We start from the raw sequence: 19,648 nt of genomic DNA on the forward strand, positions 1-19,648 counted from the left end.
CCTTCACCCGTCGAGGATCCATGCGCCGCTATAGCCAGATCGCCATCTTCCTCCACTGGATCATCGCGGCGCTGCTCGCGTTCCAGATCAGCCTCGGCTGGGCGCTCGAGGATCTGGGCGCACAGGGGTTCGCCCTGTTTCAATTGCACAAATCCATCGGCATCACCATCCTGGCCCTGACGGTCGCCCGCATTGCGGTGCGATACGGGCGACCACGTCCCGACCCCGTCGAAGGCGGCTGGCAGGGCATGCTGGCCAAAACCGTGCATGGGGGCCTCTATCTGTTCATGCTGGGCGCGCCCCTGACCGGCTGGGCACTGGTATCGACCGCGAAGGTGAAAGTGCCGACGCTGATCTTCGGCATCATGCCCCTGCCCCACCTGCCGCTGCCAGCGGGTGCTGGCGATCCGGCATCTGCTGCGCATGCCGTGCTTGCGTGGATAGGCATCGCCTTGATTGTCCTGCATGTCGCGGGCGCGCTGCGGCATCATGCGCTGCTGCGCGACGGGCTGATCTGGCGGATGATGCCCGCGCGATCGCCGGTGCTGCTGCTTGCTTTGCCTGCCTTGATTGGGGCCGGGTTTCTGCTCGGAAGGTTGATCCTGCCTGCCACAGCGCCCCAAGCCGTTGCCGCCCCTGAAAAAGTCGCCGCGGTGGAGGAGGCTGAGCCAGTCAATATAGTCGCGGCAACTAACAATGCGGCTGGTGAGGCTGATCCGGCTCCAACAGAAAATGCGACGGTCGTGGCGCCCATCGGTCCGCCGCCGTCATGGACGGTGCAGCCGGGGGGAAGCATCACCTTTTCCGTCGGCAATGGCAACGATACCATCCAGGGCAGATTTTCCAGATGGACCGCCAGGATCACCATGGATCCCGACCGGCCCGAGAGCGCGGACATAGATGTCGAGATCGATCTGGCGAGCGCGACAGTGGGCGACGCCTATCAGGACGGAATGCTTGCCGGTGACGAGTTCTTCGGCGTCGCGGCACATCCCAGGGCGAACTTCACCGCGAAGGGTGCTGAAAAAACGGGTGCGAACAGCTATCGCGCGGCGGGAACCCTGACCCTGAAGGGGGTCAGCAAACCCCAGGTCATCCGTTTCACCCTGTCGGGCAGCGGGGAAAAGCGGAAAGTATCCGGGTCGGCCAGTATCGGGCGCACTTTGTTCGGCGTCGGCAATGGCGAAAGCAGCACGGGTCTGGATCCCAAGGTCGCGGTGGATTTCCGGTTCGATGCCCAGGCAAAATAAGCGGGCGTGGATTTGCCTTCCCAATTCTGCCAAAGCGTGAGGATGAGCGACAAGCCCCAGAATGTCCGCATTGAAGATGGAGTTTTCCTGGGCTTCGTCTTGCTGGTGTCGATCGCCTTTGCACTGGTTATAGAGCCGTTTTTCGCCGCCATCCTCTGGGGCGTGATCGCCGCCATCCTGTTCGGGCCGGTGAACCAGAATCTGGTGCGGCAGATGCCGGGACGGCGCAACAGCGCCGCTGGACTGACGCTGCTGCTGATCGTGGCCGTGGTCATCCTGCCCGCGATCATTCTGGGCGTGGCGCTGGTGCAGGAAGCAACGCTCTTTTACGGCAAGATCGAGTCGGGCGAGATCGACATCGCGCGGACATTCGACCAGTTCCAGTCGCGGCTTCCCAATTGGGCTTCGGCATTGATGGCGCGATTGGGCATCACTGATTTCGCAACCGTTCGAGAGGCATTGAGCCGGGGCGTCGCCAACAGCTTTCGATCGGTCGCGGCGCAGGTCTTCCTGATCGGGCAAGGCGCGTTCAGCTTCTTCATTGCCCTTGGCGTCACGCTCTACCTAACCTTTTTCCTGTTGCGGGACGGACCCGCGCTGGCCGCCGCTCTGGACCGCGCTGCACCGCTGCGCACCTCGCACAGGCGCGCGCTGATGCAACAGTTTGTCCTTGTGACCCGCGCCACGATCAAGGGCAGCGTCGTCGTGGCCATCGTCCAGGGCTTTATCGGCGGCGGCGTGTTCTGGGCGCTGGGGATACAGGGGTCGCTGCTTTGGGGCGTGCTGATGGGGTGCTTCTCGTTGATCCCGGCGGTGGGGACGGGGCTAGTATGGCTGCCGGTCGCGCTCTATCTGTTGGCGACGGGCGCATTGATCAAAGGCATCATCCTGATCGCCTGCGGCGTCTTCGTCATCGGCATGATCGACAATATATTGCGTCCCATCCTCGTCGGGCGCGACACGCGCATCCCGGATTATGTGGTGCTCATCACCACATTGGGCGGGATCGACATGTTCGGTTTCAACGGCATCGTCATCGGCCCGGTGATCGCCGCGCTGTTCATCGCCACCTGGAACATCGTGACGCGGATGCGGACAGGCGACGGGCTGGAAGGTCCGCTGACCAAGGATGAGCCATCGCCGCCCGCTACCCCGGTTCGATGAGGGCGCGGGGTACGGGCTAAAGCCATCCCGCACGGGTTCAACGGCAAGGGGGCATCAAGAGACGGTAGTCTGGATCAGGAGGATACGTTGTCCGCGATATCTTCCGCAAGCCGATCGAGTTCAGCAGGCAGTTCCTTCTTGCTGATCAACGCGTAGGCCAGATCCCCTTCCTGCCAGTAGGCGACTGTCTTTCCCGCCCGAGTGAGCACCGCAGGCTGCACCGGGGCTACATGATCGTCACGGACTGCAAACAGCGAGATCGGCCGGCTAATGCCATTGGTGATGGTCATTTGCATGCTCGGGCCGCTGTCGGAGGGGAAAAGTTGAACCTCCGTAATGTGCCAACCCCGGGGCAGGATGGGCAAAGCGATGCGTGCCGAAGAACCAACCTCCCCGGCGTTGTAAACGGTAGCCGGCGAGCGACGCAGCTGCGCGCGCATTTCTGCCACATGGTGCGACTGCAGGGCTTCCTGAATGAAGGATTCTTCTGCACGGCCGCTGTCGGCAAAAAGTCCCTTGCCGACGATGAACCAGCCGCCCGTCAGCACCAGTATCGCCGCAGCAATCCGGGAGAGATAGGTCCATCGCGGCGTAGGCGTCAGCGATGCCGGAACCGGGACAGAGGATCGAGGCCGACGAGCTGCGGGACGTGGGGCAGGCTGTCGGACAGAGGCATTCCGGCGAAGGAATACGGCATCGAAATGGACCGCATTCTCACCAGCATTGGTCTGCACGAACCCATGGCGCTCCAAAAGACGGAACACTGCCTCCGCATCGGCACCGTAGCGGACCAGGTTGCGATCGTCGATCTCCACGACCGCGCCGCGTGTCTGCGGTAAGGCGAGGATCGGCTCCAGACCCTGCAGAGCGGCATATTCAAATCCCTCGACATCGATCTTCACCATGATCGGCCGATCCCCGATGAGCTTGAGAAGGCCAGGAAAATCACCGATCGAAAGCGACATGATGCGCTCACCGGCTTCGATCGGTTCAGGTGCGATGGAAAAGCGTCCGGAATGCCCCTTCGTACTGCTATCGAGCAGGTCAGGCCGGGTCAGCGCGGCAACCGCCATGTTGAAGGGCAAAACATTGCCGAAGGCGTTGAGGCCGATGTTCCTTACGAGCTTGGCAAAAGTGGCGAAACAGGGTTCAAAGGCCACCACCAGCCCGTCATGGCCTACACCCTCCGCCGCGAAGAGAGTGAAAATGCCGCAGTTCGCGCCGACATCGATGAAGCAGTCGCCCGGCTGAAGGCTTTCCACTTCGGTGGCAACCCGTTTGCCATATTTGCCCGAGACACCAAGCAAATGGGTCCGGTCGCGAACATCGAACCCCAGACGGACATCGCCATAGCTCGACCGGACCGGAACGCCGTCCAACAACGCAGCGAATGGCGACAGAAGACGCCACTTCCCGCGAAATGGCGGCAGTTGATGAACATAGAGGTTCAGGAACCAGGATCGAACCAGCTTTGTACCCGACATCAGCGCACCTCATTTCCGTATCGAGCCTGAACTACGCGATGGCACCCTCCAGCAGAGAGCCTTGAGGGTAGCCCTACTACAAGCAGGGGTCCACCAACTCAGGCCGTATTGAAGTCAGGCAGCCTCATTTGTGCGGTGCAACGAAGAACGCGCACTTGTTGAGCTATCATCTCCGGCATGGCTCTGCCCGGATGGGCGCGACCGCTTTCCTGGCGGGCGGGCTGGCGAGCCAATGACTGAGATCCCTCTGCAGCAGTTCCTGCAGGACGAGAATGTCCTCGCGATAAAATTCCCGGAGCATCTGCTGTAGTTCGGGAGTCAAGGGCGGGTAGCTGACCGGCGCCGCCATGGACGCGCGAAGCTTGGCGAAAAGGGGAATGGACCGGAGCGGATCAAGGATGGGACGCATGGGTTGCAGGACGCGGCGGATTGGGAGCGGCAGCATCGGACTCGCGCTGTCATTCTGACGGCTGGCGACCTCTTCCTCCGCGATATGCACGGGCACGCCGATATGGCCGCAGACGCGGGCAATTTCCTGCTCGGGCGACTGCAGCAGATCATCATACAGGATCACATGGATTTGCTCTCGCGGATAGTGGAGCAGGAAGCGCTCAAGATGGGCGCCATACAGTCCTCCCGACAGGAAACGCGACTGTTCGGGATTGGCGTGCTCCAGATAGGCGCGGGGATCGCCCTTCACCCATCCGCGGCGGAACAGCATGCAATAATCCGAATAGGCCCGCTGCACCGGATCGCGCAGCTGAACGATCAGGCGAGCGTCGGGAAGCGCATCGGCCATTCGCGCGGCAGCCTGTGGATGGGCAAGATAGTCCGCCGACTTTTCCCCGATGATCCGCTCGGCGGGCGCGGCGTCGAACAGCGAAGCATACCATTGGGGACCGCGCTCATGTTCCGAACTGAAATAATGCGGCTCGGCTTTCGGCAGCCAGAGCTGTGGATGACTGCGGAGCTGATGGGCGATCCAGGTAGTTGCGCCCTTGACGGCGCCGATCACGATAAAGGCTGGCTGGCGATCGTTCATGGTCGTTCGATATACCTTTGCAATCGTGGACTGGGCTGTGTTCCTCCCCGAGCCGAAGGACGCGCATACGCGAACATTTCCCGACGCAATGCCGCCCCGGACATCCGACATTATCGCCCTTCCCCCGGCGATGCGCATCCCCGGGAATTTCCGCAAAGCTAGATGAAGATCGGCAAAAGGGCAGTTGTGCATCGGTACGATCCGATAAGGGTTAGCATACTCCCCATTTGGGCAGGGAAGGCTCCGATAAACTCGGCCGCTATCCGAAAGGGTACATGGCGCGCGCGCCGCCAGTTCATGAGTATAGGTCGCGAAATGGTGCCTCCGATTTCAAAGACTTCGCCTTAATATGGGCTGATCCCCGGCTCCGCAGGGGTGAATGATCAAACGCTGGAGCAGATTGGCCCAGGATGAACCCATCGCATCTCTTCACCGGCTTTTGCAGTCGCTGCCGCAATTCCGGGCTGGCATCAACAGGGACGCTGCCCGTTCAGCTTGAAATGGCATGAAGATCATCGTCGTCGCCAGCCTCGCATATTCGCTGATCAACTTCCGCGGTCGGCTGATCGCCGCGATGATCGAAAATGGGCATGAGGTCGTGCTATGCGCGCCCGATCACGATCCAGATGTCGAGGCAAGGCTGAGGTCAATGGGCGCAACCTATCGGCAGATGCCGATGGCCCGCGCCGGGATGAACCCCTTCATCGACATCGTGACGCTGGCATGGCTGGTCCGCTGTTTCTGGCGCGAACGCCCGCAGGTCGTGCTGGCCTACACGCAAAAGCCCATCATCTACGGCGGCATCGCGAGCCGGTTTTTCCGCAACGTCGACTTCTACTCCATGGTGAGCGGCCTTGGCCACATGTACAGCGACGGCGGATCCCGCCTGCTGGCCAGCGTGCGCACGATGGTCTCCATTCTTTACCGGCTGGCAATCGGCAGGGCGAAGGCGATATTCGTCTTCAACAGCGACGACCGCAGCGAAATGCTGCGCCATCGCATCATCACGCCCGATTGCCGGGTCATACAGGTGCCAGGTTCCGGCGTGGACCTGTCCCATTATGCCCAGGCACCCATGCCCGACGGGCCGCCGGTGTTCCTGATGATCGCGCGGCTGCTGCGGAACAAGGGGCTGATCGAATATGTCGAGGCCGCAAAGATCGTGAAGGCACGGTTCCCGGAAGCGTGCTTCCTGCTGCTGGGGCCGCTCGATGAAAATCCGGCGGCCATTCCCCGCGCGGAAATAGACCAGTGGCACAATCGCGGGATCATTGAATATCTCGGCGAAACGCGCGACGTGCGCCCCTATCTGGCAAAAGCGAGCATATTCGTGCTGCCCAGCTGGTACAGGGAGGGGCTTCCCCGCACCATATTGGAAGCCATGTCGGTGGGGCGCGGCGTCATCACGACCGACATGCCGGGATGCCGCGAGCCGATAGATCAGGGCATCAACGGCTTTGTCGTCGAACCGCGCAGTGCCCAGGCGCTCGCCGAGGCGATGCTGCGCGTCTGCAACGACCCCGCCCTGCCCGCCAGCCTCGCTGCCGCCGCGCGCCGGACGGCAGAGCAAGATTACTCAGTCGAAAAGGTGAACGCCCTGCTGCTTTCGACAATGAAGATGGACTGCAACGCCGCCGATCGCGCCGAAAGGCCAGCCATGAACGCACAACTTGTCGCCGGAGAATTTTGATGGGGACAAGACGCATGACCGATATCATGCTGGCGTCCACCGGGCTTGTGCTGCTCGCGCCGGTAATGGCCATCATCGGCGGCTCCATACGCCTGTTCGACGGCGCGCCGGTGTTGTTCAGGCAGAACAGGCTTACGAAGGGAGGGCGGCTGTTCCAGGTCCTGAAGTTCCGCACGATGAATGACAGGCGCGACGCCCAGGGGCAACTGCTGCCCGACGGGATGCGGACGACGGCGCTCGGCCGCTTTCTCCGGCGCTCGCGCCTCGATGAACTGCCGCAGCTCTGGAACATCCTGCTCGGGGAGATGTCGCTGATCGGGCCGCGCCCGCTCCTTCCGCAGACCATCGCCGCCACTGGGGAAAAGGGGCAATTGCGGTGCGCCGTACGGCCCGGGCTGACCGGTTGGGCGCAGGTCAACGGCAACACGTTGCTCAGCGACGAGGACAAGATCGCGCTGGACCTCTGGTACATAGAGAACCGCTCGCTCTGGATCGACCTTGTCATTCTTGCGCGCACGGTCGGCGTGGCCCTGCGGGGCGAACGTTTCAACCTGCGGCTGAAAGGGAGGGCGCATGAAGGCCATACTCGTAGGTGCGGTTGAAAGTAGCAGGATCGCGCTGAAATGCCTTGCCGCCTCCCCTCGATGGGATCTGAAGGCAGTATTCACCCTGCCACCCGACCTTGCCAGCCGCCATTCGGATTTCGTCGATCTGTCTGCGGACTGTGAAAATGCGGGAACGCGGATCGTGCACACCGCCAACATAAATTCCGACGCGGCGCTTCAGGCGATCCGTGCAATGGAACCGGACTATATCTTTGTCATCGGCTGGTCGCAGATTTGCGGCGCGGATTTCAGGGCCACCGCCGGCAAGGGCGTGATCGGCTATCACCCCGCGCCCCTACCGCGTCTGCGCGGGCGCGCGGTCATTCCCTGGACCATCCTGCTGAATGAACCAATTTCGGCCTCGTCCCTCTTTTTGATTGATGAAGGGGTCGATAGCGGCCCGTTGCTGGGCCAGCGATATTTTCACCTGGCCCCTGACGAGACCGCGGCCACGCTGTACGCCAAGCATATGGCGAAGCTGAACGAGATGCTGCCGCCGGTGCTGGAGGATATCGCAAGCGGCTCGCCGCAGCTTTCAATCCAGGACGAACGAAACGCGACCTATGCGGCGCGCAGGCGGCCGGAGGACGCGCTGATCGACTGGGCCCAGCCGACAGCCGCGGTCTGGCGTTGCGTCCGCGCCTGTGGCGATCCCTATCCGGGCGCATGGACGACCTTTGGCAATGACCGGATCGTGATAAAGACGGCCGTTCCCGTGCTCCTCCAACATCATGCCGCGGCCATGGCCGGACAGATTGTGGAACGAGGCGAAGCGAGCTTCACGGTGAAGTGCGGCGACGATCAGGGCCTGCTGGTGTCACAATGGCAGACGACGCGGGAAGCGCCCTTGCCCAACCATGCCGTGCTTGGACGGCCAAAGGCGGCTGCGGCATGACCATGATCGACACTATCCAGCGCGCGCTGGTGATCGCTCCTCACCCCGATGACGAGGTACTGGGGTGTGGCGGCACGATTGCCCGGCTGGTCGCGCTGGGCCGCCATGTCGAGGTTGTCATTGCGACACGGGGCCGCAAACCTTTGTTTGATCCCGGCCAGGTCGAGCAAGTACTGGCCGAAGCCCGGCGTGCGCATGCACTGCTGGGCGTCACGCGAACGCATTTCCTGGACTTTCCAGCCGCCGAGCTTGACCGCGTCCCGCGCGCGGAATTGAACCGGGGCATCGCAGAGTTCGTCGCGCAGTGCCGTCCCGATGCCCTGTTCATTCCCTTCGCTCACGACCTGCATTTCGACCATGGGCTGATCTTCGATGCGGCGATGGTGGCGGCGAGGCCCGTTGGCGCCCAATATCCCGCCCGGATATTGGCCTATGAGACGGTGTCGGAAACAAACTGGGCAGCCTCCTATCTGACGCCCGCCTTCCAGCCCAACCTGTTTATCGACATCAGCGATCACCTCGACCACAAGATCGAGGCATTCAGCTGTTTCGCGTCCCAGCTGCGCCCTTTCCCCAACGAACGGTCCCCAGAGACATTGCGGGCGCTGGCGCAGGTCCGGGGCAGTTGCGTCAGCAGAAGAGCCGCCGAAGCGTTCGTCATGATCCGGGAGGTGTCCTGAAAATGGACCTGGCAACCACAAGCCATAGGGAAGTCCCCGCATTGTCAGGCACGGAATTGGAACGAGGAACGCCGGGGGGCCGGCCGCTGCGCATGATGCTGAGTTCGGCAGGTCGGCGCGTCGGCCTGATGCGCAGCTTTCGGCAATCGGCAGGCTTGTTGGGCGCGGATCTCACCATGTTCGCTTGCGATCTGACGCCAGAATGGAGCCCCGCCTGCATCGAAGCGGACAAGGCATTCACGGCCCCGCCCGCAGAGAGCGAAGAGTTCATCCCCGCAATGCTCGACATCTGCAAACGCGAGCAGATCGGCCTTGTCGTGCCGACGATAGATACCGAACTTCTGGCCTATAGCAGGGCTCGGGATCGTTTCAGCGCGATAAACTGCCATGTCGCAGTAGCGGACGAACCGCTCGTCCTGATGGCGCGCGACAAGCTGGCGACGGCGCGATTCCTGACGGACTCCGCCCTCCGTTCCCCGCGCACCATCACGGTAGAGGAATTTCTGAGCGGCGACGCCGATCTTACCCTGCCACTACTCGCCAAGCCGCGGCATGGCAGTTCCAGCCGCGGCATCATGATGGCGCGAGATCGCGAAGACGTGCTGGGGCTGGACAAGAGCGAGCCCTATATCCTGCAGGAATATCTGCATGGCCGCGAATTCACGGTCAGCCTCTATTTCGACTGGGAAGGACAACTGCAATGCGCCATCCCGCACGAGCGGTTGCGGGTGCGTTCGGGCGAGGTCGAAAAGGGCGTGACGGTACGCGACCCATCTTTGTCCGACATGGCCTGGCGGCTTGGCAAGGCGCTGCACGGCGCACGCGGCGCCATGTGCTTTCAGGTGCGGGTGGACGAGAATGGGGAGCCGTCCATCTTCGAGATAAACGCCCGCTTCGGCGGCGGCTATCCGCTGGCTCATCAGGCGGGGGCGCAGTTCGCCCAGTGGATGCTGGAGGAGCGGCTTGGGCTGCCCCGGACGGCGAATGATGACTGGCAGGAGGGCGTACTGATGCTGCGGTTCGACGATGCGGTTTTCGTCTGAAGCCAGAGGGCCGCGATCCGGTTGCTTCGAACGGGTCATCGTCTTCGATCTGGACGATACGCTCTATCTGGAGCGCGACTATGTGTTGAGCGGCCTTCAGGCGGTGGGCCAATGGGCGACCGCAGCGCTGGGGATCAGCGGCCTTGGAAAGGTAATGCGCGACCGTTTCGACGCGGGCTGCCGCACCAGGATCTTCGACCACAGCCTGAAAGACATGGGACTGGAGGCGCAACCCGGGACGATCGGCCGAATGCTGGCCGCCTACCGCCAGCATCGCCCGACGATAAGGTTGGCCCCTGACACCGATCAATTCCTGGCAAGCCGTGATGACGCAACCGGTTTCGCCGTCATCACCGACGGTTTTCTGGACGCGCAAAGGCGGAAGATCAGGGCTTTGGGCCTGTACGGGCGCGGCATCCACCTTGGCATATGCACTGACACATGGGGCCGGGATTGCTGGAAACCCAATCCTCGGGCCTTCCAGCATGTGGAGCAGTGGTTCGGCCGGTCAGGCCTGGACCTGACCTATGTCGCGGATAATCCGTCCAAGGATTTCAACGCCCCCCGGCTGCTGGGATGGAACACCGTTCAGATCGCACGGCCCGAGCGCATACATACGTCGGTGAAAACGCATGTGCCAGCCGACCGGATCATCGAGTCCCTCGAAGAACTCTGATCATCGCCGCTATTTTCCGGCGCCTTCCTTCCATGGCGCGACGCTGATCGCACGGCGCAGATACAAGCCAAGCCCGCCCAGCCAGATGGCGGCGAACAGCAGATGGGCTATGTTCGCGCCCATTGGCCCGATCCACAGGACCAGGGGGAACACGGCGCAATAAAATGCCAGCGTGCAGGCCATCACCGTCCGCAGAAGTGACCGCTGGTCCCCCAAGGCAAGCAGCCCGGCGCGGCTCGCGGACCCGCTCATGGTCAGGGTGACCGCCAGTATCTGCACGATGAGCAAAGGCACGGCTCCGGCGAAATGTGGGCCAACGGCGATCCGCATCAACGGCCCGCCCACCAGCAGCACGGCAAGAAAGCAGCATGCGCCGAAAGCCGCGAGCAGCAGTTCGGTCTGAACCAGCACACGGACAAAGGCGTGGCGCTTACCCGCCGCCGCGAGCCGGCTGAGATCGGGATAGACCACGGCCTGCACCTGCGCACCGACCTGCATGACGATGCGACTGATGCGTTTGGCGATGTGGAACAGGCCCGCACTGGCGGGGTCGGCGAGCCAGCCCACGATCAGCGTGTCCACCGCCTGCGCGCTCGACCATAGGGTAAGCGAGAAGTTCGACCCGAGCGCGAAGCGCCAGATGCCCGGAAAGCGGCTGTTGATCCCCTTGGCACGGGCCTTCAGCAGTTGGCGGAAACCAGGCCGGGGCAGCAGGCGCACGGCGAAAGCGAAATTGGTGAACGATCCCAAAATCTGGGTGATCGTCCATATGAGAATAAGTTCGAACAGCCCGGCCCCGGCCACATAAGCGCCCGCCACGCAGAGCAGGCGAACGAGGGCGTTCACCACCTGAATAGTAGCGATTGCCCGATACTGGCCCGCGAGCCGAAATATGGCGGTCGACACGCCGTTGAAGTTGAACAGCAGTGAGGCGGCGAACAGCAGCGTGTAGCCAACATTTTGAAGAGAAATGCCGAACAGGAAATATCCGGCAATCGTCAGGCTGCTGGCGATCATCCACGCCGCTACGCCGCCGCCGATATCGAGCAGCCAGCCGAATTTGAGCAGCTTGAAGTAGGAAGCCTGGTCATTCTCAAGATCGACTGTCGCGCCGCTGCGTATCAGCGGTTGCCAGGATTGAAAGCTGAGCAGCCGCTCGCACGCCTGCCCCAGCGCAAGGATCATGGCGAAGACGCCATAAGGCGCGGGGGTGAGAAGGCGCGCGACAAGGGCGATGGATAACAACGTGAGCGCCAGCGTCGCCGCGGTTCCGGTCAGAAGATGAAAGACCGCCTTCACCCGCCTGTGAGCCAGGGCATCGCGCAGCCGAACCGGGGAGAAGGTCATTTTCAAACGAAATCCGCCCGCATTCATCGGCAGCACACCTTCAGCCCTGCTTTTCGAACCTTATCATGAGACTAAAGGGCGAAAGACGCAGCTTCTCTGTCGTCTTACTCCTAAATAACTCCCGCGAGGGGAGAAAAAGAGAAACAGGACGGCGCTGATGCCAGCCATGCGGCGCGCCGCCCATTCACAAGAACAGTCTGGCGAAAACCCGTCAGACGAGAATGAAATCCGATGCCGTGAAGTTGGCGGCGGTCAGCGAGGCTGTGGGGTCGGCCACATCGATGCTGAACTTCACCCCTGCCGAGGTGACGACGTCCAGGAAGACATTTCCACCCGCGCCGTCGCGCGCGAACACCGTTCCCAGTCCGCCACCCGCCGCATATTTGGTGACCCCCAGCTTTTCCAGCACGATGCGATCCACGCCATCCTGGAAATCCTCGATCCGGTCGCCGCCGCCCAGCGCGCCTGCGCCCTTGAAGACGAACCAGTCAGCGCCGGCCCCACCCCAGAGCCTGTCGGCGCCCGCTTCGCCGATCAACTTGTCGAACCCGGCATCGCCATAGAGATTGTCGGCGCCGTCGCCGCCCAACAGCATGTCGTCGCCATCGCCGCCGTAGAGAATATCATTCCCGGCCTCGCCATTCAGGGAATCGGCGTCCTTGCCGCCGTCCAGGAAGTCGTTGCCCCCGCCCGATTCCAGAATATCCCGGCCGTCGCCGCCGTAGAGCTTGTCTGCGCCGGTTTCGGAATCGAGAATATCGTCGCCGCTGCCGCCTGAGAGATAGTTGTTGCCGTCGCCGCCATCGACCCGGTCATTGCCATTGCCGCCAAAGAGATGGTCGTCGCCCGACTGGCCCTTCAGCTTGTCGTTGCCGTCCTCGCCATAGATCCAGTCATTGCCAGCGCCTCCAGCCACGGCCTGGCTCGTCAGCTTGCCCGTGGCCGGATTGATCTCATTCAGGAAACCGTCGTCGCCAGCCCCGGCATAGATGATGTCATCCCCAGCCCCCCCGTCAATATAGTCGCGGCCGCCGCCTGCATAAATGGTGTCGTTTCCGATGCCTCCCAATATCTGGTCGTGCCCGTCGGTGGTTTCGATCCAGTCGTTGCCGTCCCCTCCGTCAACGATATTATTCCCCAGACCGGCATAAATACGATCATAACCAGCGCCGCCGTCGATCCGGTCGTTGCCATCCTCGCCCCAGATCTGGTCATCGCCAAGGCCGCCTTTGAGATAGTCGGCCCCCGCTTCCCCATGGATCACATCATTGCCATCGCTGCCATCAATGAAATCGTCGCCGGACCCGCCCCAGAGCTGATCATGGCCCGTCAGCCCATATATGCTGTCGGCCGATGCCGTTCCTCTGATGAAGTCATTGCCGCTAGTGCCGTTAAATTTTGCCATTCACCCGCTCCTGAAACAGGCCTGAGCGCTGTCAAATGGCGCCAGACCGATCGCAATTTACTCAGGTTAGTGGGAAAGATGCGTTTATTGAATTGCCGGGTGAAACAGGGTTCCCACCGGCCTGTGGAGTACGACAGTGGAAAAACCGACCGCTCATCCCGGCATTTTGCATTTCGGTCCAGTGACTTCGACGACAATGCTGCCAGGTTCACACGGCTGGATGCCCCTGCTCCGATAAGAATCGGCATCGTCTAGAGGTGGCAAAAACGGGCTACTCCGTTTTAGGCGGCGGCAGTCCTCATCGCTCCTGCCAGGACTTGCTTCGGAACAATCGCCTCCAACGCTGCGCGTTCCCATTCTATCAGGATGCGGTCGATGGTGAAACGCTGCGATGATATGCGTGCCGCTTCGGACAGGCGACGCCGCTGTTCCGAGTCAGCGCACAGTGCAGCGATCGCCTCACCCAGAGCGGGTACGTCGCCGTCTGGAACCAGCAGGCCGCTGATCCCGTCGGAGATCATTTCGCCCGGCCCCCAGCGGCAATCGAAGGAAATCGTCGGGATGCCTGCGGCCATCGCTTCGCCGACGACGATGCCCCACCCTTCAAAGCGCGAGGAAAGGACGAAGATATCGGCCTCGCGCAGCCAAGCGCCATGTTCCTGTGTGACACCCGGCATCGCCACGCGGTCGCCCAGGCCAAGCGCATCCCGCTGCGCTTCAAGCCTGGCGCGCTCAGGCCCCTCGCCCCAGATCACGAGCGACCAGCCGGGGATCCTTGGGGCCGCACGGGCGAAGGCCTCCAGCAGCAGGTCGAACCCCTTTTGCGGCACCAGCCGCCCGACAGCGACAATCTGCCTGCCGCATGGCCGTGGGCCATCCATACCGACCGGAGCATAAGTGGGATTGGGAATGACCCATTGGCGGCGGCGCATTACCTTGGGGAAATATTTCATCGCCCCCTCCGTCATCGTCACCAGCCCATGCGCGCGAGCGTAGGCATAGCGGCGTAGGGCCGACCAGAACGCGCCGGGATGTTGCATGGCGGGATTGTTGCGCTCCGACACGATCACGGGGATGCGGAGCGGCCTTGCGGCAAGTACGCTGACGACATTGGTTCGTGTCAGGAAGCTGACGACCAGATCCGGTCGGGCGCTGGCCAGCGCCCTGCGGAGCGCCCTGACGCGATTGATGACCGTGACCGCCGCTTGCAGGACCGGCAAGCGGCCAACCGGATGGCCCAGTTGCCTGACACTCACCGCCGGGTCATGCGGATAATAAGGGGAAGCGCCAGCATCTTCGAAGGCGAACAAGCTGACCGTCCAGCCCGACCGGCTGAAATGATTGCACAGCAGGCTGACGATATGTTCCGATCCGCCAGCGCGCAGACCGGGCAGAACAAAGGCAATGGACTTGCCTCTGGATGGGGCATCCGCCGGGATCGGTGTTGTCATGGCCCCATAGTGCGGCGTTAGCCGTCCCAAATCCATGGCGCTTGCGTATTACTGCCAGTCGGCTTCGCGTCCATGCGGCTTAACCAATGCAGGCGGCGCTCGCATTTGGGCTAATCCCTATTGGCCTGTCTGCTAGCCAAGCGCCCACTTCATGCTGCCGCCACACATTGTAGGTTCGAAGCTATGATACTCGCAGCAACGCAATTTTTCTCGCGCCCGGCAGAAGGCCTTCCGCAGCAGGTGGAGGACGCCTTCTTCAGTTCAATCAAGAACCCGAATAACACGTTCAAATGCACGTGGGGCGGACGGTTCGAGCAGCTTGACGACCGTCTTGTGCAGGCGGTGAAGGCGCGGCGGCTGGATGTGAGGGAACTGCTGGATGTCGGCGTTTCTTCGGGAACCACGACGCTGGACCTGTGCGATGCCCTGAAACGGGCAGGCTACCAGCCGCGCATCACCGGCACCGATTATGCCATTCACGCCTGGATCGTCCCCCTGGGCAAGCGGTGCGCGGCGCTGCTGAACACTGAAGGCCAGTTGCTGCAGGTGGATCTGTTCGGCCGGTCGCTACAGCCCTGGCGCCGCCGCCTGGATTATCTGACCGGCATGTGGCTTGTCCGTCCAATCCTTTCCCGCATCCTGGGCCGTCTGGCGGCGCGCAAGCTGCGTGAGGGCGCAGGCGTTCGCAAGGTCGAACTGGTCAGCCCGCGTATCCGTAACCATGACCTCATTACGATCATAGAGGACGATGTGCTCGCCCCCCGTGACTCCTTTACGGGGCGTTTCGATCTGGTCCGCGCGGCCAATGTCCTCAACCAGAATTATTTCGCCGAAGCCGACCTCAGGAAAGCTGTGGATAATCTGCGTTCTTATCTGAAAGGTCCGGGATCGCTGTTGTTCATCGTGCGCACGCTGGCATCGGGCGAACATCACGGGACGCTGTTCGAGATGAACGAGAGCGGTACGCTTGGGATCGTGGAACGGGTCGGCGCCGGATCGGAAATAGAAATGCTGCTGGCCACGGCTTGAGCAAGGCTGCTTCGGGAGTCCCTATGAAAATACTCCACGTCATAACCGCTTTGAACGTCGGGGGCGCGGAAACCATGCTCGCAAGGCTGGTGGATCATGAACGCATGCAGGGCGGCGCGATGAAGCCATCGGTCGTGTCGCTGATGCCGCCGGGAGCCGCAGGAGAGCGTATCCGCGCCAGCGGCGTGCCGCTTCATCATTGCGGCATGCGGGGGGCCACGGACCTGTTGCCTGGACTGGCCCGTCTCCGCGCCGTCATCAACCGGGAACAGCCTGACCTCATCATGGCGTGGATGTACCATGCCCATCTCGCAACGCGGCTCGGGACATTGCTGCGGCCCGGCAATGCGCCGGTGATCTGGAACGTGCGCCACAGCATCGACGATCTGGCGCAGGAAAAGCCCATGATGCGCGCCATTGTCCGCATGGCGGCATTATTTTCGTCCTGGCCGCGCATGATCGTCTACAATTCCCATGCAGCGGCAGCGCAGCATCGACGGCTGGGCTTTCACGCCGAACGGATGATGGTCATTCCCAACGGCTTCGACTGTGACCTCTTCCGCCCCCGGCAGGAAGCACGCGACCGGCTTGTCCGTGACCTCGGCGTCGCGCCGGGCGCGCTGATCGTCGGCATGGCCGCGCGCAACCATCCGATGAAGGATGCGGCCAACCTGGTCGAGGCGGTCCTACGCGCCAGAGAGTGCGGTACGGATGTTCACCTTCTGCTTACCGGCCAAGGCATGGACAGCCCCCCCGAACCACTTCAACATTTGCTCGCCGCCCTGCCTGCCGACCGGCTGACCTTGCGAAGCCATGACCGCGCGCTGGCGGAATTGCTGCCAGGCCTCGATGTACTCGCTCTGCCTTCAGCCTGGGGGGAGGGATTTCCCAACATCGTGGGGGAAGCGATGGCATGCGGCCTGCCTTGCATCGCGACCGATGTCGGCGACAGCTCCTGGATTATCGGACGGAGCGGGATCATCGTTCCGCCGCGCGACCCGGCGCGGCTTGCCGAAGCGATCATGACCATGGACAAGCTGGGCCGCGATGGCCGCCGTCGGTTAGGCGAGACCGGGCGCGCGCGCATTCAGGGCGAGTTTTCAATGGGAACGATAGCCGCGCGCTACCAACAGCTTTATCAGCATGTACGCAGTCCATTGCTTGAAGAACGGGAAGCCGCCAACCCACCACGCCAGGCAAAGGTGATGTAGATGCTTCAGGTCTTGCCCGCTTCCTCTTCTCATCCCGTATCCGCTGCGTCCGTGCCTGGCAAAAGCAGAGATGCCGCCCCGGTACGCATCTGCTTCCCGTTTGGAGGCGGCGTCGTCGGGGGCAGTCATATCTCGGCGACCAAGCTCATCCAGCAGCTTGATAGAAACCGTTTCACTCCGCTCATTGTCCTGCATTACGGTTCAGGGCAGTTTGGGGACTTTCTCCGATCCGAAGGACTGGAGTTTGTCACCCTTGCCGACACACGGTTTTTCGGCAATTCGGCGGGCGTTCCCAAGGCGGCCGGAACGGCAAATGCGGTCAGTGCCTGGCTGGATCAGTGGCGCATGGCGCGCTTTTTGCGGCGGAACAATGTTCGCATCGTCCACACCAATGAAGGCGCGATGCATGCCAGCTGGGCACTGCCGGCACAATTGGCGGGGGCCAGAATGCTCTGGCACCATCGGGGTAGCCATGACGCGCGCGCCGTGCGTTTCCTCGCCCCGATCGCGGCGGATCGCATCGTGGGGGTGTCGGCCTATGCACTTTCGGAAGTGCGCCGCCTGAAGCGAACGGCGCGGCGAACATCGGTGATCTACAGCCCCTTCGACGCCGAACAGGAGCCGATCGACAGGGCGCAGGCGCATCTGGCGCTGACGTCGGAACTGGGCGTTGATCCCAACACCCGCCTTCTGGGTTTCTTCGGCCACTTCATCGACCGAAAACGGCCCCTGATGTTCGTTGAAATGCTGGCGCATATCGCCCGGATGCAGCCTGACCTGCCCGTTATGGGTTTGATGTTCGGCCTGCCCCTTGCTGATGGTATAGACGAACAACTGGCGGAAAGAGCAAAAGCAGTCGGCGTGTCCGATAGCCTGCGCCTCATGGGATTTCGCTATCCATCGGCCGCTTTGATGGCAGGGTGCGACATCCATGTCGTGCCTGCCGTCCACGAACCCTTTGGCCGGTCATTGATCGAAGCGATGTTGCTCGGCACGCCGGTGGTTGCCGCCGCCTCGGGCGGCAATATCGAGGCGATCGATCATGGCGTGACTGGCATGTTGGTCGAACCGGACGACCCGGCCGCGATGGCGCGATCAATCGTGGAACTGCTCAATCACCCGGATCGGCTGGACCGGATCGCTGGCCAGGCGCTTGCCGTTGCCAGCCACCGCTACAGCGTCGACCAGCATGTGTCGCAGGTCACTACCATCTATCAGTCGCTTCTCGACTCCGAGCCGCGGCGGTTGCGGAGACCACGGTGAGTTCCAATGCAGTCGCTGCCCTGGGTGTCGGGATCGCTGCGCTGCTGGTAATACCGTTCGTCAATCCGTTCGACATGAGCCGGCAACCTGTCGGGGCGGATGTGGATCGGGACGGAATGTCGGTACTGCCTGAAGTGCCGGGCGCCGAAGCCTTTCCTGGAGCAGAGGGTTTTGGCCGACGTGCGCGCGGAGGGCGCGGCGGCATGATCATCCCCGTCACCACCCTTGCAGATCACGGCCCCGGTTCCCTGCGCGCCTGCATCGAGACTAAACGGCCACGCATTTGCGTTTTCCGCGTGGGCGGCGTGATCCGCTTTACAACCGGGCGGCCGGTGATCACCCATCCCTATATCACGATCGCTGGCCAGACTGCGCCAGGCGGCGGCATATTGCTCACCCATGCAGGTGGCACGGACGGTTACACCCCCATTGTCGCCAAGAATACGCATGACGTCATCATTCGCCATGTCCGCGTGCGAACAGACCTCAATGGCATGGCTCGCGGGAGCAATGGTTCGTTTCTGTTTGAAAACAGCCACAATATCATATTCGATCATGTCAGTGGCGCTTGGGCGCTGAGCCAGATCATGACCGGATCCGGCGTAAACGACAATATAACGATTTCGAATTCGATCTTCACACAGAGCATACCGCGAGATGATAAATGCGCGGTGCTTGCCTCTCATCCTGGAAGGCCACAGAAGATCAGCTTCGTTAGAAACATTTGCGCGCACAATGGCAGTCGCAATCCAGACGTGAACTTCATGCCGGAATCCTGCGTCGAAATAGTCAATAATGTTCTTTATAATGCTCGATCGCGCTTCACCGAAGTTCGGGAAGGATTTGGCGGGTCATCCGTCAACATTGCCGGAAATTATTACAAAAATGGACCGAATAAGGGTTACAATCTCGCTGCTGTGGACCGCATAATTTATAACAAAGCGGGGCAGTCCGAAATATTTCTTTCCGGCAACATCCTGGACGGCGTTCCCCGGCTCAATACAAAGGATAGCGACGTCGCACTGGCGAAACTTCCCGCTTGTCCTTTAAGCGTCCGGGTGGTTCCGGCCGAGAACGCCTATATTCAGGCGCTGGACCGCGCGGGCGCTTTTCCCCGCGACGGGCTGGACCTGCGAACGGTTGCCGAGGTGAAGGAGCGCAAAGGGGCTATCCTGCGCGATCCGAAGATGCTGAACGGGCCTCGCCCCCTGCCCCGGATCGCGCCGGGCAAGCCTTATCTGGACCTGGACGATGATGGCATGGCCGACAATTGGGAACGCGCCAACGGAATGGATCCCCGGCGCAACGACGCCTGGGAAGACACCGACAATGACAATTGGCTGAACCTCGACGAGTTCCTGGACTTTGCCCATCGTGAAGTCATGGCCGGACGGCAGATTAACTGACTCCCGC

The 19,648-nt window shown here is 61.9% G+C and carries 17 protein-coding genes; 12 read left to right on the forward strand and 5 right to left on the reverse strand.

Features of this window, described 5'->3' with window-relative positions:
* Positions 1–20 precede the first annotated feature (20 nt).
* Both K663_RS14440 and K663_RS14445 read left to right on the forward strand, forming a co-directional pair.
* Positions 21–1,250: a YceI family protein gene (locus K663_RS14440; RefSeq protein ID WP_062118991.1), complete on the forward strand. Its 1,230-nt coding sequence runs from the start codon at positions 21–23 to the stop codon at positions 1,248–1,250.
* A gap of 42 nt (positions 1,251–1,292) precedes the next feature.
* A complete protein-coding gene (locus K663_RS14445) occupies positions 1,293–2,414 on the forward strand; it encodes an AI-2E family transporter (protein ID WP_062118994.1) in 1,122 nt (373 codons plus the stop codon).
* A gap of 74 nt (positions 2,415–2,488) precedes the next feature.
* On the opposite strand, the gene K663_RS14450 is transcribed toward K663_RS14445, so the two are convergent.
* Both K663_RS14450 and K663_RS14455 read right to left on the reverse strand, forming a co-directional pair.
* Positions 2,489–3,898, reverse strand: a complete 1,410-nt coding sequence (locus tag K663_RS14450; protein WP_062118997.1) for an FkbM family methyltransferase — start codon at positions 3,896–3,898, stop codon at positions 2,489–2,491.
* A 166-nt stretch (positions 3,899–4,064) separates the two neighbouring features.
* Positions 4,065–4,940 carry a sulfotransferase family protein gene (locus K663_RS14455; protein WP_062119000.1) on the reverse strand — a complete coding sequence of 292 codons (876 nt, stop codon included), beginning with the start codon at positions 4,938–4,940 and terminating at the stop codon, positions 4,065–4,067.
* A 505-nt stretch (positions 4,941–5,445) separates the two neighbouring features.
* Between K663_RS14455 and K663_RS14460 the strand changes: the two genes are divergently transcribed.
* From K663_RS14460 to K663_RS14485, 6 genes are all read left to right on the forward strand, one after another.
* Positions 5,446–6,630 carry a glycosyltransferase family 4 protein gene (locus K663_RS14460; protein ID WP_062119003.1) on the forward strand — a complete coding sequence of 395 codons (1,185 nt, stop codon included), beginning with the start codon at positions 5,446–5,448 and terminating at the stop codon, positions 6,628–6,630.
* A gap of 14 nt (positions 6,631–6,644) precedes the next feature.
* Entirely contained in the window at positions 6,645–7,232 is a 588-nt protein-coding gene (locus K663_RS14465; RefSeq protein ID WP_235589454.1) for a sugar transferase, read from the forward strand.
* Positions 7,204–8,130, forward strand: coding sequence for a formyltransferase family protein (locus K663_RS14470; protein ID WP_062119008.1), 927 nt, complete (start codon positions 7,204–7,206; stop codon positions 8,128–8,130). Before K663_RS14465 ends, K663_RS14470 begins: the two co-directional genes overlap by 29 nt.
* Positions 8,127–8,810 carry a PIG-L deacetylase family protein gene (locus K663_RS14475; protein ID WP_062119011.1) on the forward strand — a complete coding sequence of 228 codons (684 nt, stop codon included), beginning with the start codon at positions 8,127–8,129 and terminating at the stop codon, positions 8,808–8,810. Before K663_RS14470 ends, K663_RS14475 begins: the two co-directional genes overlap by 4 nt.
* 92 nt (positions 8,811–8,902) lie before the next feature.
* Positions 8,903–9,853 carry an ATP-grasp domain-containing protein gene (locus K663_RS14480; RefSeq protein WP_063619038.1) on the forward strand — a complete coding sequence of 317 codons (951 nt, stop codon included), beginning with the start codon at positions 8,903–8,905 and terminating at the stop codon, positions 9,851–9,853.
* A complete protein-coding gene (locus K663_RS14485) occupies positions 9,837–10,529 on the forward strand; it encodes an HAD family hydrolase (protein WP_062119014.1) in 693 nt (230 codons plus the stop codon). Before K663_RS14480 ends, K663_RS14485 begins: the two co-directional genes overlap by 17 nt.
* A gap of 9 nt (positions 10,530–10,538) precedes the next feature.
* Here the strand turns inward: K663_RS14485 and K663_RS14490 are convergent, their stop codons facing one another.
* From K663_RS14490 to K663_RS14500, 3 genes are all read right to left on the reverse strand, one after another.
* Positions 10,539–11,876, reverse strand: a complete 1,338-nt coding sequence (locus K663_RS14490) for a lipopolysaccharide biosynthesis protein (protein WP_063619069.1) — start codon at positions 11,874–11,876, stop codon at positions 10,539–10,541.
* Between the two features lie 211 nt (positions 11,877–12,087).
* A complete protein-coding gene (locus K663_RS14495) occupies positions 12,088–13,281 on the reverse strand; it encodes a calcium-binding protein (protein WP_062119020.1) in 1,194 nt (397 codons plus the stop codon).
* 281 nt (positions 13,282–13,562) lie between these two features.
* Positions 13,563–14,732: a glycosyltransferase family 4 protein gene (locus tag K663_RS14500; RefSeq protein ID WP_062119023.1), complete on the reverse strand. Its 1,170-nt coding sequence runs from the start codon at positions 14,730–14,732 to the stop codon at positions 13,563–13,565.
* 183 nt (positions 14,733–14,915) lie between these two features.
* Here K663_RS14500 and K663_RS14505 point away from each other — a divergent pair, with 183 nt between their 5' ends.
* The 4 genes from K663_RS14505 to K663_RS14520 are packed head-to-tail and all read left to right on the forward strand — an operon-like array spanning position 14,916 to position 19,641.
* A complete protein-coding gene (locus tag K663_RS14505; protein WP_062119026.1) occupies positions 14,916–15,761 on the forward strand; it encodes a hypothetical protein in 846 nt (281 codons plus the stop codon).
* Between the two features lie 23 nt (positions 15,762–15,784).
* Positions 15,785–16,972, forward strand: a complete 1,188-nt coding sequence (locus tag K663_RS14510) for a glycosyltransferase (RefSeq protein WP_062119029.1) — start codon at positions 15,785–15,787, stop codon at positions 16,970–16,972.
* Positions 16,973–17,023: 51 nt separating this feature from the next.
* The gene (locus tag K663_RS14515; RefSeq protein ID WP_062119032.1) at positions 17,024–18,235 is read left to right on the forward strand and encodes a glycosyltransferase family 4 protein; all 1,212 of its coding nucleotides are present in this window, start codon (positions 17,024–17,026) and stop codon (positions 18,233–18,235) included.
* Positions 18,232–19,641 (forward strand): hypothetical protein, encoded by a 1,410-nt coding sequence (locus tag K663_RS14520; RefSeq protein WP_062119035.1) that lies wholly within the window; start codon positions 18,232–18,234, stop codon positions 19,639–19,641. The genes K663_RS14515 and K663_RS14520 overlap by 4 nt, the downstream gene beginning before the upstream one ends.
* The last annotated feature ends 7 nt before the right edge of the window (positions 19,642–19,648 follow it).

The sequence above is a fragment of the Sphingobium sp. MI1205 genome (genome assembly GCF_001563285.1).
Classification (GTDB): domain Bacteria; phylum Pseudomonadota; class Alphaproteobacteria; order Sphingomonadales; family Sphingomonadaceae; genus Sphingobium.